Source organism: Flavobacterium urocaniciphilum (assembly GCF_900110615.1).
GTDB lineage: Bacteria > Bacteroidota > Bacteroidia > Flavobacteriales > Flavobacteriaceae > Flavobacterium > Flavobacterium urocaniciphilum.
On record NZ_FOEI01000010.1, the window covers coordinates 1 to 13,525 of the forward strand.

12 protein-coding genes are annotated in these 13,525 nt (G+C 28.6%); 8 read left to right on the forward strand and 4 right to left on the reverse strand.

Annotated elements, in window-relative coordinates; genetic code table 11:
- Window positions 1–409: 409 nt before the first annotated feature.
- A complete protein-coding gene (locus tag BMY86_RS12500; RefSeq protein ID WP_091470115.1) occupies window positions 410–1,081 on the reverse strand; it encodes a DUF4294 domain-containing protein in 672 nt (223 codons plus the stop codon).
- A gap of 86 nt (window positions 1,082–1,167) precedes the next feature.
- Between BMY86_RS12500 and BMY86_RS12505 the strand changes: the two genes are divergently transcribed.
- From BMY86_RS12505 to BMY86_RS12540, 8 genes are all read left to right on the forward strand, one after another.
- Window positions 1,168–2,256 carry a M42 family metallopeptidase gene (locus BMY86_RS12505; RefSeq protein WP_091470119.1) on the forward strand — a complete coding sequence of 363 codons (1,089 nt, stop codon included), beginning with the start codon at window positions 1,168–1,170 and terminating at the stop codon, window positions 2,254–2,256.
- A complete protein-coding gene (locus tag BMY86_RS12510) occupies window positions 2,256–4,184 on the forward strand; it encodes a tetratricopeptide repeat-containing sensor histidine kinase (protein WP_091470121.1) in 1,929 nt (642 codons plus the stop codon). The genes BMY86_RS12505 and BMY86_RS12510 overlap by 1 nt, the downstream gene beginning before the upstream one ends.
- Complete coding sequence (locus BMY86_RS12515) at window positions 4,181–4,885, forward strand: LytR/AlgR family response regulator transcription factor (protein WP_091470123.1); 705 nt, start codon at window positions 4,181–4,183, stop codon at window positions 4,883–4,885. The genes BMY86_RS12510 and BMY86_RS12515 overlap by 4 nt, the downstream gene beginning before the upstream one ends.
- A 91-nt stretch (window positions 4,886–4,976) precedes the next feature.
- Window positions 4,977–6,317: a hypothetical protein gene (locus BMY86_RS12520; protein WP_091470126.1), complete on the forward strand. Its 1,341-nt coding sequence runs from the start codon at window positions 4,977–4,979 to the stop codon at window positions 6,315–6,317.
- Between the two features lie 241 nt (window positions 6,318–6,558).
- Window positions 6,559–8,385 carry a sensor histidine kinase gene (locus BMY86_RS12525; RefSeq protein ID WP_143065672.1) on the forward strand — a complete coding sequence of 609 codons (1,827 nt, stop codon included), beginning with the start codon at window positions 6,559–6,561 and terminating at the stop codon, window positions 8,383–8,385.
- Between the two features lie 16 nt (window positions 8,386–8,401).
- Entirely contained in the window at window positions 8,402–9,091 is a 690-nt protein-coding gene (locus BMY86_RS12530) for a LytR/AlgR family response regulator transcription factor (RefSeq protein ID WP_177177181.1), read from the forward strand.
- Between the two features lie 113 nt (window positions 9,092–9,204).
- Window positions 9,205–10,557 (forward strand): hypothetical protein, encoded by a 1,353-nt coding sequence (locus BMY86_RS12535; RefSeq protein ID WP_091470132.1) that lies wholly within the window; start codon window positions 9,205–9,207, stop codon window positions 10,555–10,557.
- 84 nt (window positions 10,558–10,641) lie between these two features.
- Window positions 10,642–11,001, forward strand: a complete 360-nt coding sequence (locus BMY86_RS12540) for a nuclear transport factor 2 family protein (protein WP_091470136.1) — start codon at window positions 10,642–10,644, stop codon at window positions 10,999–11,001.
- A gap of 38 nt (window positions 11,002–11,039) precedes the next feature.
- On the opposite strand, the gene BMY86_RS12545 is transcribed toward BMY86_RS12540, so the two are convergent.
- Genes BMY86_RS12545 through nadC form a run of 3 tightly spaced genes read right to left on the reverse strand, consistent with a single transcriptional unit; the run spans window position 11,040 to window position 13,406 of the window.
- Window positions 11,040–11,600: a chalcone isomerase family protein gene (locus BMY86_RS12545; protein WP_091470139.1), complete on the reverse strand. Its 561-nt coding sequence runs from the start codon at window positions 11,598–11,600 to the stop codon at window positions 11,040–11,042.
- 31 nt (window positions 11,601–11,631) lie between these two features.
- Window positions 11,632–12,549, reverse strand: coding sequence for a YihY/virulence factor BrkB family protein (locus BMY86_RS12550; RefSeq protein ID WP_091470143.1), 918 nt, complete (start codon window positions 12,547–12,549; stop codon window positions 11,632–11,634).
- On the reverse strand, window positions 12,549–13,406 hold the full coding sequence (nadC, locus tag BMY86_RS12555) for a carboxylating nicotinate-nucleotide diphosphorylase (protein ID WP_091470146.1): 858 nt from the start codon (window positions 13,404–13,406) through the stop codon (window positions 12,549–12,551). The genes BMY86_RS12550 and nadC overlap by 1 nt, the downstream gene beginning before the upstream one ends.
- Window positions 13,407–13,525 lie beyond the last annotated feature (119 nt).

The following is a 13,525-nucleotide window of genomic DNA, read 5'->3' on the forward strand; positions in this document are numbered from 1 at the left end:
GTGCAAAGATAACATCTTTATTTTTTATAATCCAAATCTTTTTTGAAGTTTTTTTAAAGTTTTTCGCTTTCGCCTTAAACTCAAACCCTTAAAGATTTATATCACATTAAATAAAGAACTTCGCTTGTTGTGCGCTCAACTACTTGTTGATTGCGGGTGCAAAAGTACCACCTTTTTTCAATTACGCAAGCCTTTTTGCAATCTTTTTTGAAAGTTTTTTGTTAAACTCACGTTTACAGGAAGTTACCTTCGTCGATTTTATATTACATTTTATCGATAAACACGCAAAAACTAAAACAACAAGCATGCATCAAATAAAAAGGGTTGTAAAAACCTTACAAATTCAGTTTTTACAACCCAAAATATTATCACCTATATATATTATATAGTATAAATTCTTATTTATTGATTAGCTTTTTTTCTTAGCTCCATTCTTTTTTACCCAATTTTCGATTAATTCTGTTTCAGAAATTGGATTTTTAGCTTCTTGTTTTACTAATTTACCTTCTTCAAAACATCTAATAAGATATGTTTCTATATAGTAATCTTCTGGAACTTCCATTGGATTATACTTTTTTTTCAAATCAATATTAAAAACTTTAGCTGTATTATTAGACCAAAAGGCTTTCCATCCACTTTTATAATTCTTAATTAGGTCGTAAGTACTTTGCCCAGTTTGTCTATCTATTAGTTTAACTAAAATTTGTCCTTGCTTTTGTGAAAGCTTTTTTAGTTTAGGTTCAAATTCTTCATTAAGATATTTTTCAACTAGTTTAAAATATTTCTTTTTTTCTTTATTCGTTTTAAGCTTATCCATTGTTGCGTTTATATTCACTAACTTCTCAGCAGTTAGCTTCGCATAGGGATAAACCACCCTTACTCTTTTTTGTAAAAGTAAAATTTGTTCTTTTTCTTCTTTAGTTAATTTTTCAGTATGCGCATCGGTAACCAATACTTCTTCAATAACAATTTCTTTAATGTACGATGTGTCCTGTTCAATTGCTAAAGAATCGGTTTTTGTTTTTTCTTGCGCTTGTACTAAAGAGAACCCAAAAAGTAAAATTAAAATCAGTCTATGCATACCTATATATATAAAGTGTAAAATTATAAATTTAATTAGCAAGTTCAATGCCAATTTTTTATTTTAGCACAAAAAACATCAAATAAATGAAAAGTATTTTAAAAGATAGTTCAATTGCTTTTTTAGAAGCCTATTTAAATAATGCCTCACCTACAGGATACGAAAGTGAAGGTCAGAAATTATGGATGGATTATATGAAACCTTATGTTGACACATTCATAACAGATAATTATGGTACAGCAGTAGGAGTAATAAATCCAGACGCACCTTTTAAAGTAGTAATTGAAGGACACAGTGATGAAATTTCTTGGTACGTTAACTATATAACTGATGATGGTTTAATATATGTAATAAGAAATGGAGGAAGTGATCATCAAATTGCACCCTCAAAAAGAGTAAACATTCATACCAAAAAAGGTATTGTTCGTGGTGTTTTTGGTTGGCCAGCAATTCACACACGAGGAAGAAGCGGTAAAGCTGAAGAAACAGCCAAAGTTGAAAACATATTTATTGACTGTGGATGTAGTTCAAAAGAAGAAGTTGAAAATTTAGGTGTACATGTAGGATGTGTGATTACGTATCCTGATGGATTTGAAATTTTAAATGGAAATAAATTCGTTTGTAGAGCCATTGACAACAGAATGGGTGGTTTCATGATTGCGGAAGTGGCAAGACTGTTAAAAGAAAACAAGAAAAAGCTACCTTTTGGATTATATGTTGTAAATGCAGTTCAAGAAGAAATTGGTTTACGTGGAGCAGAAATGATTACACAAAGTATCAAGCCAAACATTGCAATTGTAACGGATGTTTGTCACGACACCAATACACCAATGATTGATAAAAAAATTGAAGGTGATTTAAAAATGGGTAAAGGTCCGGTTATTGCCTATGCGCCAGCCGTGCAAAATAAATTAAGAGATTTAATTACCGATACGGCAGAAGCTAAAAAAATTCCATTTCAACGTCATGCGACTTCAAGAGTTACCGGGACAGATACTGATGCTTTTGCTTATAGTAATGGCGGTGTACCAAGTGCTTTAATTTCGTTACCGTTACGTTATATGCATACAACTGTAGAAATGGTTCACCGAGATGATGTAGAAAATGTAATTAAATTAATATACGAATCGTTATTAAAAATTGAAAACAATCACGATTTCTCTTATTTTAAATAATGAATAAAATTGCCTTATCAATATTTTTTTCGCTTTTAACAGCACTGAGTTTTTCTAACGAAATAATTAAGAAAAAATTCAACTCTAAAAATAATATTGATAAGGTTACTTTTTTTAGAAGTTTAAGCAATGAAGATAAAGTTGAAAACATCACTTTTTTCAAAAAGGAATTTTCCAGCTTATTGAATCAAAATTCTAAAAACTATACTCACAAAAAACATTTCCTTTTTGTTCTTGGGTTAATTAATCAGATACAAAATGAAAATTTAGAAGCCATTTCTAAATTTAACGACTTAATTTCAGACAAAGCTTTCAATTTATCAGAAAGAGAAACCATGGATATTTATGTAGCCATGCAAGAATGCTACTTAAAACTTAATTTATATTCCAAGGTATTTGACATTAACAAAAAAATAAACACCTTAATTATAAATGGTGTTGATTATCCCTTATGGAGTTATAATATACAAAGTAGACTCTATTTACAATTACAACAATATGACAAAGCGATTTCTCAATTGAAAAAGGAAATTCAATTGTTATATAAAAATACGAAAAGAGATTCTTTAATTATTCCTTCGGCTTATAATGATTTAGGATTCTATTATCATTTAAATAAAGACTTCAAAAACGCTTTATTGTATTACAACAAATCGATTCAAACAGCAAATAGAAGTTTGAAATCTACAAATCCATCAGCATATAAAAGCATAATACTAAGTTCACAAAGTAATATGGCGAGTTTATATTTAGAAATTAAAGAATACAATAAAACCATTTCGATTTTAAATAATGAGGTTTTAAATAAAGTTGAAAACAAAAACACTCCTATATATATACAAAGTTTATTGTTGTTAGGCGATGCTTATTTAAAAACTAATAATGTAAAGAAATCAGAAGAAATTATCAATTCGTTAAAACAAATTTGCTGTTTAGAAGACATTACTTTAAAAATTCAGTTTTTAGAAATTCAGGCTTCCTATTTCAAGAAACTAAAAGACTATAAAACTTCCTTAGAAATCACTTCAGAAATTAAACATTTAAAAGATTCTTTGCTTACAGTTCAAAATTTGAATCTTTTGAAAAGTACCGAATTAAACTATTTTATTGAAAATAAAGAAAAGGAAGTTGCTACTAAAAATTTAATTATTGAAGAAAAGGAAAAAACAAACCTTATAATAATTATAATAGGATTGATTGCTTTATTAGTGACAGGAACAATAGCCTTACGAAATAACCGCCGCAAAAGAATTGAAATTGAAAAAATGAATGTTTCCATTTCTAATAAAAAAGAAGAATTAAAAACATCTTTACACGAAAAAGAGTTATTATTAAAGGAAATTCATCATAGAGTAAAAAACAATCTTCAAGTTATTTCTGGGATTTTAAACATACAGAATAATACTATTACTGATGAAAAAACCAAAAAATTGTTAGTTGAAGGTCAGGATAGAATTCAAACTATTGCATTGTTACATAAAACCATGTATCAAAATGAGAATTTCAATATAGTAGATTTTAAGACGTATATTAATGAATTGATTTCATATATTAAAAAAGCAAATATCAATGATCATAAAAACATCGAAATACATATAGAAATTGAAAACATTCGATTGAATATAGATACCGCTATTCCTTTAAGTTTGATCATCAATGAAATCATTACGAATAGCTTCAAACATGCATTTATTGGTAAAAACGAAGGATTGATTTCAATTTCCATTTTAAAAACAAATAACGAATCCTATCAATTAATTATAAAAGATAACGGAATTGGATTACCAGAAAATCTTAACATCGATAGAAATAGTAAAACGGTAGGTTTCGATTTAATTTATGGATTAAGTCAGCAAATTGAAGGTAAAATTGAAACTTCAAATGATCACGGAACCTTAATTAAAATTCAATTTAAAGAACAAAAATGACACAACATCCTATAAAAATATTAGTTGTTGAAGACGAATACATTACTCAAAAAACCATTTGTAATTATCTTACTGAAATTGGTTATGAAGTAATTGACACATCAATGAATGCAGCAGATGCGATTGAAATTATAAAAAGCAAACCTGTTGATTTTGTTATTTTGGATATTAATATAAAAGGAGAACAAAACGGTATTTGGTTAGGGAATAATATTGCTGAAAATTTCAATTTACCTCATTTATATTTAACCGCCTATTCTGATACCGAAACCATTAAAAACGCCTTACAATCAAATCCATTAGGTTATTTGGTAAAGCCTTTTCAAAAGCACGATTTATTTACTGCTATTGAAATTGCCATTTTAAATTTTAATAAAAGTCAGAATTCTAATGAAAAGCAGCTTTTAGTAAAACATAATGAAGTGTATACTAAAATTAATTTCGATTCGATATTATATATTGAGAGTGATAAAAATTATTTGATTATAAATTGTGAAGAGGATGTTTATCGTTATCGTTCCACCATTTCAGATTTTGAAAATATCATGCCCAATTATTTCATCAAAACGCATAAAGGTTTTATTATAAACACTCAAAAGGTGAAAGAATTTTCCAATTCTACTGTAATAATTAATGATAATAAAATACCGATTTCAAAATCTCACAAGGATTTGGTTTTAAACATTTTACATTCAATTTAACCATATTTCCCTAAATTCGATTCATATTTCCCAGTTTTTTTAAAACTTAAAAATTATATCTGATTTTCGTAGTTAAAATAACTACTAAGTCATGAAAAAACTACTATTTACTTTACTTTTCCCTTTATTTATACAGGCTCAAGTTGGTATAAACACCACAACACCCGACGCTAGTTCAATGCTAGATATTAATGCTACTGATAAAGGTTTATTAATTCCAAGAGTTTCAATTCCAAATTTAAATGCAGCAGCACCTATAACTTCACCTGCAACAAGTTTGTTAGTTTACAACACCAATACAACAACTGGTGCTGGATTTTATTATTGGGATGGAACAAAATGGACACCTTTTACTGGTGGCACTAGTCATTGGACTAAAGTCGGAAATGACATTTATAACAATAACACCGGAAATGTTGGTGTAGGAACTACTACTCCAACTACAAAATTTCATGTAGAAAATGTTGGATCACCTTCTACCTTATTAAATCAGAATTTTGAAACCAACGCCATTACTCCATTTACTACTGGTGGAAATGCAAACTGGGCAACTCAAACTACTGTAAAATATGCTGGAAGTTATGCTGCAAAATCGGGAACAATTGCCGATAATCAAAGTACACAAATGTCGCACACAATTGTAATACCTTCTGGTGGAGCCACATTAAGTTTTTTCTATAATGTAAGTAGTGAATCTAATTATGATTATTTACGTTTTTATATAGATGGGATTCAACAAAATCAGTGGTCTGGAGCAATTGGTTGGACACAACAAACCTATATATTAGCAGCAGGATCTAGAACATTAAGATGGGAATACAGTAAAGATTCTTCATCAAGTTCGGGTTCAGATGCAGCATATATTGATAATATTTCAATTGTAACTGCTGCACCACCTGCAATGAGAATTGTAGATGGAAATCAAGCCAGTGGAAAAGTATTAACTTCAGATGCTAGTGGTAATGCTTCTTGGCAGGCAATTACCAATAGTAGTATTTCAGATATTCCTATTATGGCTTCGGTTCAAGGAATGGTTATTCCAATTTGTAATGATGTAAGTGTAGGATCTACGGGTAGTTTTAGCGTAACTATAAAAGGAGTTCCAACTACAGTAAGTTGGGAAGTTTTAGGCAGACAACAAAAAAGTGGTTCCCAATTAGTAAGCGGAAATCAATTAGCACGTGCTGAAGTATTAGCAGAAAGACTTCAAGTTAGATATAATTTTAGTCCGCAATTACCCTTTAATCCAAATGGTTTCATTTTTAGTGCGAACAACAATAGTGGATTTCCAGATGTTTTTGTTTTAAATTATGCTAATAAATCGCAATCTTCAGTAACAATTAATATTGCTAGAGTAGAGCGTTTTGCAGAACAATCGGGTGCCAATTGTTGGACAGGACAATTTTATTTTGATGCTTTTATTACGAATTAATATTAGTATTATTTCATCTTAAAACTTCATAATTATTTTTTTATTTAATATTCGAATGACCAAGCTTAGGCTTGGTTTTTTTATACAATTAATTTTAATATTATATATTTACCACTTGTTAAGCGACATTTAATTCTTCAAAACACAACTATTGAGCTTAAAAAAAACATTACTATTATTCTTTTTTTTCACTTTTACTTTAAGTAATGGTCAGATTAATTCTGTTCAAGATTTAAAAAAAATGAATTTGGAAAAAAAATGCACTTATTATATAGAATTAAGTAATGAAGAAAAAATAAAACATATTGGTGTATTTGAAAAAGAATTTCAAAAAATAGACATTGAAAATCTCCACAAAAAAGAATTACTTAATTTAAGGCTTTCACAAGGTTTAATTGAAAAAGCAAAAGGCAATTACATACAATCTATATTAAAAATTAATGAAGTTTTAATAGATGATAGTCCAACCATACTTCCAAAACATTTATTAATAGTATACCTTTCTTTATACGAATCGTATTTAGAACTCAATATTTTTTCAAAAGCTATTGAAATAAATTCTAAAATTGAAGAGCTTTCCAAAAAAAATGTTTCAATACCATTATGGGATTATAACTTAAAAAGTAAGTTATTTTTTAAAATGAAAAAATATAAAGAAGCGACTATTCAATTAGCTAATGAAATTGAATTGCTTAAAAAAAATCCTTTAAGAGATTCTTTAATTATTCCATCAGCTACAAATGATTTAGGTTTATATTATTATGTAATAAGCGATTATAAAAAAAGCGAAATCAATTTTAATAAGTCGATTCAATTAGCAAAGCGATCATTAGATACATTATCTACAAACTATAAAGAATTATATTTTACAGTTCAAAATAATTTAGCTCGATTAAAAGTACGTCAAGCTAAAAATGAGGATGCCATACAAATTATTCTCAAAAATGTATTTTCTAAAATTAAACCAGGAGCAGAATTATACACTGAAGCTTCCTACATATTGGCAAATGCTCAATTAAACATTAAAGATTTTAAAAATTTTAATGTCACACAACTTTATAATGCAAAACATCAAGATGATCATCCGAATTATAAATACCAATACATCAGTTTTCAAATTAATTATTTTTCTTTAATTGGTAATTATAAAAAAGCATTAGAACTACAAAAAGAGTTATACAATTTACGTGTTTCAGAAATTCAAAATGAAAATTCAAAACAATCTAAAAGTCAAGAAATAGATTATCTTTTAATAGAAAATGAGAATACCATTCGTCAAAAAAACAACGAATTAGAAGATCGTAATATTAAAATATTAATATTTCTAATTTCCTTTTTTGCATTAACAATTATCATTATTTCATATTTATATATCAATATTCTTAAAAGAAAACGTCAAATTGAAAAAATGAATTTGGCAATTTCTAATCAAAAAAGTGAAATTGAACAATCCCTAAAGGAAAAGGAAATATTATTAAAAGAAGTTCATCATCGAGTGAAAAACAATTTGCAAATAATTTCAAGTATCTTAGACTTACAATTATTAAGTACAAACAATACTGAACTTATAGACAAATTAAAAGAAGGACAAAATCGTATTCAAACTATTGCTTTAATACATAAAAACATGTATCAAAAAGAACTATATAGTGAAGTTAATATTAGAGAATATATTGAAGAATTGATTCAGCAAATTCAACAAGCTCAAAATAACAGAATTGAAATAGAAATTAAATACAACATTCAACCCGTTTTATTATCCTTAGATATTACTATTCCTTTAAGTTTGATTGTTACTGAAATTATAAGTAATTCTTATAAACATGCTTTTAAAGAAGTACTAAAAGGAGAACTATTAATTTATTTTGAAGAAGTTTCGCCTAAAAAATATATTTTAAAAATTTCAGATAATGGAAAAGGATTCGATATAAATGAAATTGACACTAATGATTCAATTGGTTTAGATTTAATTCATGGATTATCAGAACAAATAAACGGTGAAGTTTCTATTGATTCAAATTTAAACAAAGGCACAACTATAACTATTATTTTTTCTTCTCATGATTAGTAAAAAATTAAACATATTGATTATTGAAGATGAATACATCACTCAAAAAAGCATTGAAAAAAACTTAATCGTTTTAGGTCATAATGTAAAAGGACGCGCTATGGATTATGACAAAGCGATTTCCATCTTAAATGAAGAAAACATCGATTTTGCTATTATCGACATTAATATTAAAGGACAAAAAAAAGGAACTGATATTGGGACATATATTACCAATCATAAAAAAATTCCTTTTGTTTATTTAACTTCTTATTCTGATACAAAAACAATTCGCTCAGCAATTGAAACCGAACCTTATGGTTATTTAGTAAAACCATTTCAACAACACGATTTACTAACAGCAATTGAAATAGCTTTAATTAATTTTAATAAAGAAATAGGAAAATCAGAACTTCCTCAAATTCAAATTAAAATTGGAGATAAATCCATTAAACTGAATCTCGACGCCATTTTATTTGTAGAAAGTGATAAAAATTACGTTAACATTCATACCAATAAAGAAATTTACAAATACCGAAATACGCTTCATGAATTTCAAGAAAATTTACCTTCTAATTTTGTTCAAACCCATAAAAGCTTTATTGTAAATTTTAATTGTATTACTTCTGTTTCAAAAAATTTAATAGAGATAAATGAATTTAAAATTCCAATTTCAAAATCATTTAAAGAAAATATTGATATATATCTTACAAATACAAAAAAATAAAATAGACGTTTGATGAATTCGTCCCTATAACGCATTCATTTGTCCCTCAAAAATTAAAGTCGTAACAACTCCTAATAATTTTGATGATTAGAACAACACAAATCATCTCAATTATGAAAAAAGTTTTATTTTTATTTCTACTGCCTTTACTAACACTTGGTCAAGTTGGAATAAACACAACTACTCCAAACAGCAGTTCAATACTCGACATAGAAGCAACTGACAAAGGTATATTAATTCCAAGAATTTCAATTCCTAACTTAAGTAGTGCGTCACCGATTACTTCTCCAGCTACTAGTTTGTTAGTTTATAATACCAATACCACTACTGGAACTGGGTTTTATTTTTGGAATGGCACTAACTGGGCTCCTTTAGGCGGAGCGGATAATGATTGGATTTTTTCTGGCAACAATATTTATAATGGCAATACAGGCAATGTAGGAATTGGAACTGCTACTCCAACTACAAAATTACATGTTGAAAATTCTGGACCAGCAGTAAGTATTTTAAATGAAAATTTTGAAGCGAATTCATTAGGAACACTAACAACTTCTGGAAGTCAGAATTGGTATGTACAAAATACCCAAGTTGGAGCCGGAACTTACTCAGCAGCTTCTGGTGGAATTACCCATAATCAACAAACCAATTTAACGGCAACAGTTACCTTAACTTCACCTGCAGTTTTAACTTTTAAATATAGAGTAAGTTCAGAAGGTAACTTTGACTATCTTCGATTTTTTGTAAATGGTACACAAATTACTCAATGGTCAGGAAATGTATCTTGGGCAACGTATACTTATAATTTACCAGCTGGTAATCATACTTTAAATTGGAGATATTTAAAAGATGGATCTCAAAATTCTGGAGAAGACAAAGCATATTTAGATGATATATTAATTACTGGTACAACTTCAAGTTCTGTTATTCGTATTGTTGATGGAGCACAAGCAGCAGGTAAAGTTTTAACATCTGATGCGAATGGTAATGCTTCATGGCAATCCTTAACAAATAGTTCAATTCCAAATCTACCACAAATAATAGCGGTGAGCGGATTTACCATTCCATCTTGTTTTAATTATAGTGTAAATTCAACTGGAACATTTACAAAATCCATACTAGGAACGAATACAACTATAACTTGGAAAATATTACAAAAACAAACGGCAACAAACACAGTTACCGCAACTACTCCAACTGGAACTGCTCAAGTTGCTTCTGGACCGGTATTAGCGGAACGTTTACAAGTTGAATATACGTTTAATCCGCCGCTTCCGTTTTCACCAAATGCAATTATGTTTACTGTAAACAACACCTCATCTTTACCAGATGTATTTACTTTAAACTATGCTTCAAAATCAACAAATTCAATTGTAGTGAATATAGCAAGATCAGACTCATATGGAAATTTCACTACAGCGTCTTGTTGGGCTTCACAATTTTATTTCGATCTATTTATAACCAATTAATAAACACCAACTGTTAATAAAAGCCATGTTCATCATGGCTTTTTTCTTAGAATAAAATGTAAATTGCCATCAAAAATTAGTACTATGTCACAACACAACGAAACTATTGCTTTTAAATGGTTCGAAGCTTTTAACCAACATAATTTAGAAAATTTATTAAGCTTGTACGATGATCATGCGGAGCATTTTAGTCCGAAATTAAAAATCAGAAAGCCAGAAACAGAAGGATTAATAAAAGGAAAAAACGAATTGAGAATTTGGTGGCAAGATGCTTTTGATAGATTACCGACTTTACATTATAAAGTAACTTCTTTAACGGCAAATAACGATAGAGTATTTATGGAATATATTCGTCAAGTTGAGAATGAAGAAGATATGTTAGTTGCAGAAGTATTAGAAATTAAGGATGGTAAAATTATTTTCTCGAGAGTTTATCACGGATAATAGATAAAAAAAAATCCCGACTAACGTCGGGATTTTTTTTATTTTCCAAGCATTCCTGCTTTTAAGTCGTCATCTGCAGGTTTATTACCTAACCAAATTCCGAATAATGCTTTTTTGAAATCTAAACCATCAATTGTTCCTTTTTTAGTTCCGTTTTTGTATACTGAAACACCTTCACCTGGAACATAAACGATAATAAAAATATCTTTTTTATTAATTTTTTCTTTAAAGAAACTTTTAAACTTATCAATTTTTGCTTTTAATGGTGCTGTTTTTTTACCTGTAGAATTTTCGAATCCTTCATTAATTGCAGTAGTCATTTTTTCTGAAGTAATTAAACCTGAAACAATATTCAATTTAATTGCCATTGCTTCGTTAGCAGCAGAAATTGCATTTCCATCAGTAGATTTTTTAGTAACATATAAAGAACCAACATACATATCCATAAACAGTTTTTCACGAACTCCTGCTCCATTTAATGTTAAGTTCTGTCCTTCAATTGCTAGTTTGGCATCTACTTTTACATCTCCAACTGTTTTTTGAGCTGAAGCAAATATTGCTGTTAAAGCAATGAATAAAGTTAAAAATTGTTTTTTCATATTGTTATATTTTTTAGTTATTGCTAATATATTAATTTTTTTTCTTCATTTTATAAATAAATGCATTTAATTCGAAACCTATTAAAAGCAAAATGCAGTTTATCCATACATAAAACATCATTACAAGAAGTGTACCAATTGAACCATATAATTCATTATATCTTGCAAATCGCTCTACATAAATTCCAAAAACATAAGAAGATAAAGCAAAAAGTAAGGTTGTAAAAATTGATCCGTAACTAAAAAAAGCAACTTGTTTCGTTTCTTTCGTTCCTAATTTATACAACATTGAAGTAATGGTTAAAACCATCATTCCGACAAATACATATCGACAAATTTGCAATACTGAAGCATTGGTAGATAATCCGACTTGATTTTCAATTTTTTGAATAAAAATCTCAAACACAACGATTGCAGCAACGGTAAAAATCAGCAAAAAGGCAATAATTAAAGATAATCCAATTGCTATACTATATTGTCTGAAATATCCTCTTTTAATACTAATATGTGAAGACATTTCAAATCCGTCCAATAAAGCATTTATACCATTCGACATTAAATAAATAGATAACAAGATACCGGTTGAAAGTAATCCTTTATGACTTTTATTTAAAATATCATTAATAATATTGGCAATGGCATCGTATGTATTTGGTGGTACATTTTGTGAAACGAATTCTAAAAAGTCGGCTTGAAAATTTTCTAATGGAATATATGGTATTAAGTTAAACAGAAATAATGCAAAAGGAAACAAAGCCATGAAAAAGCTAAATGCGATGGCACTTGCTCTTTGAGTCACGGCTCCATTTGCGATTCCTTCAAAATATAATTTGATGACATCATACAAAGACATTTCGTGAAAAATTGCTGGTTTGATCGATTTTAAAAAATTGACAAACACATTCACAAAAGGAATCTTTTTTATGTATTCTTTCAATAATATTGGCATTAGATAGCTTTTAAACTCAAATCCATATTATGAACCGAATGCGTTAAAGCACCTGATGAAATATAATCTACACCACAAAGCGCATATTCTCTAATGGTTTTCTCGTTGATATTACCAGAAGATTCTGTTAAACATTTATCGCCAATAATTTCTACTGCTTTTTTAGTCGTTTCAAAATCGAAATTGTCTAATAAAATACGAAAAACTCCACCAGCAGCTAAAATTTCTTCTACTTCAGCAATGCTTCTAGCTTCTACAATAATTTTTAAATCTTTATTGTGCTCTTTTAAATAGTCTTTCGTTTTAGCAATAGAAGCTGTAATTCCACCCGCAAAATCATTATGATTGTCTTTTAACATGATCATATCATATAAAGCGAAACGATGATTTTCACCACCACCAATTTTAACCGCCCATTTTTCACAAGCTCTAAAATTTGGAGTTGTTTTTCGAGTATCTAAAATTTTCGCGCCGGTTCCTTCAATTAAACGAACATACTCTTTGGTTTTAGTAGCAATAGCACTCATTCGTTGCATACTGTTTAAAACCAAACGTTCTGCTTTTAATATCGATTGCGAACTTCCGTGCACATGAAAAACGACATCTCCATGTTTCACATCAGTACCATCCTGAATAAAAGTTTCCACTTTCATGTTTGGATCTACGTAATTAAAAACCATTTTGGCAAATTCTACACCAGCAATAATTCCGTTATCTTTTACCAAAAGTTTCGCGCTTCCTTGAGCTGAAGCTGGAATACAAGCTAATGAACTATGATCGCCATCACCAACATCTTCTCTAATGGCATTGGAAATTATTAAATTTAATTCGTTTTGAAATTGTTCTTCTGTAATCATATTTTTTATTTAATTGCAAACTAGCAAATTCCTTCGAAAAGCTCAGGATGACATTGCAAAGTTCGCTAATATTTTTTCTTTTGACTTATTTCTTTTGACTTTTTACTTTTGACTTGGCT

Excerpts from the sequence above, each read along its gene's own strand:
- BMY86_RS12545 (WP_091470139.1), bottom strand. The coding sequence starts at position 11,600 with ATGAAAAAACAATTTTTAACTTTATTCATTGCTTTAACAGCAATATTT.
- BMY86_RS12540 (WP_091470136.1), top strand. The coding sequence starts at position 10,642 with ATGTCACAACACAACGAAACTATTGCTTTTAAATGGTTCGAAGCTTTT.
- nadC (WP_091470146.1), bottom strand. The coding sequence starts at position 13,406 with ATGATTACAGAAGAACAATTTCAAAACGAATTAAATTTAATAATTTCC.
- BMY86_RS12510 (WP_091470121.1), top strand. The coding sequence starts at position 2,256 with ATGAATAAAATTGCCTTATCAATATTTTTTTCGCTTTTAACAGCACTG.
- BMY86_RS12520 (WP_091470126.1), top strand. The coding sequence starts at position 4,977 with ATGAAAAAACTACTATTTACTTTACTTTTCCCTTTATTTATACAGGCT.
- BMY86_RS12505 (WP_091470119.1), top strand. The coding sequence starts at position 1,168 with ATGAAAAGTATTTTAAAAGATAGTTCAATTGCTTTTTTAGAAGCCTAT.
- BMY86_RS12550 (WP_091470143.1), bottom strand. The coding sequence starts at position 12,549 with ATGCCAATATTATTGAAAGAATACATAAAAAAGATTCCTTTTGTGAAT.
- BMY86_RS12525 (WP_143065672.1), top strand. The coding sequence starts at position 6,559 with ATGAATTTGGAAAAAAAATGCACTTATTATATAGAATTAAGTAATGAA.
- BMY86_RS12535 (WP_091470132.1), top strand. The coding sequence starts at position 9,205 with ATGAAAAAAGTTTTATTTTTATTTCTACTGCCTTTACTAACACTTGGT.
- BMY86_RS12500 (WP_091470115.1), bottom strand. The coding sequence starts at position 1,081 with ATGCATAGACTGATTTTAATTTTACTTTTTGGGTTCTCTTTAGTACAA.
- BMY86_RS12515 (WP_091470123.1), top strand. The coding sequence starts at position 4,181 with ATGACACAACATCCTATAAAAATATTAGTTGTTGAAGACGAATACATT.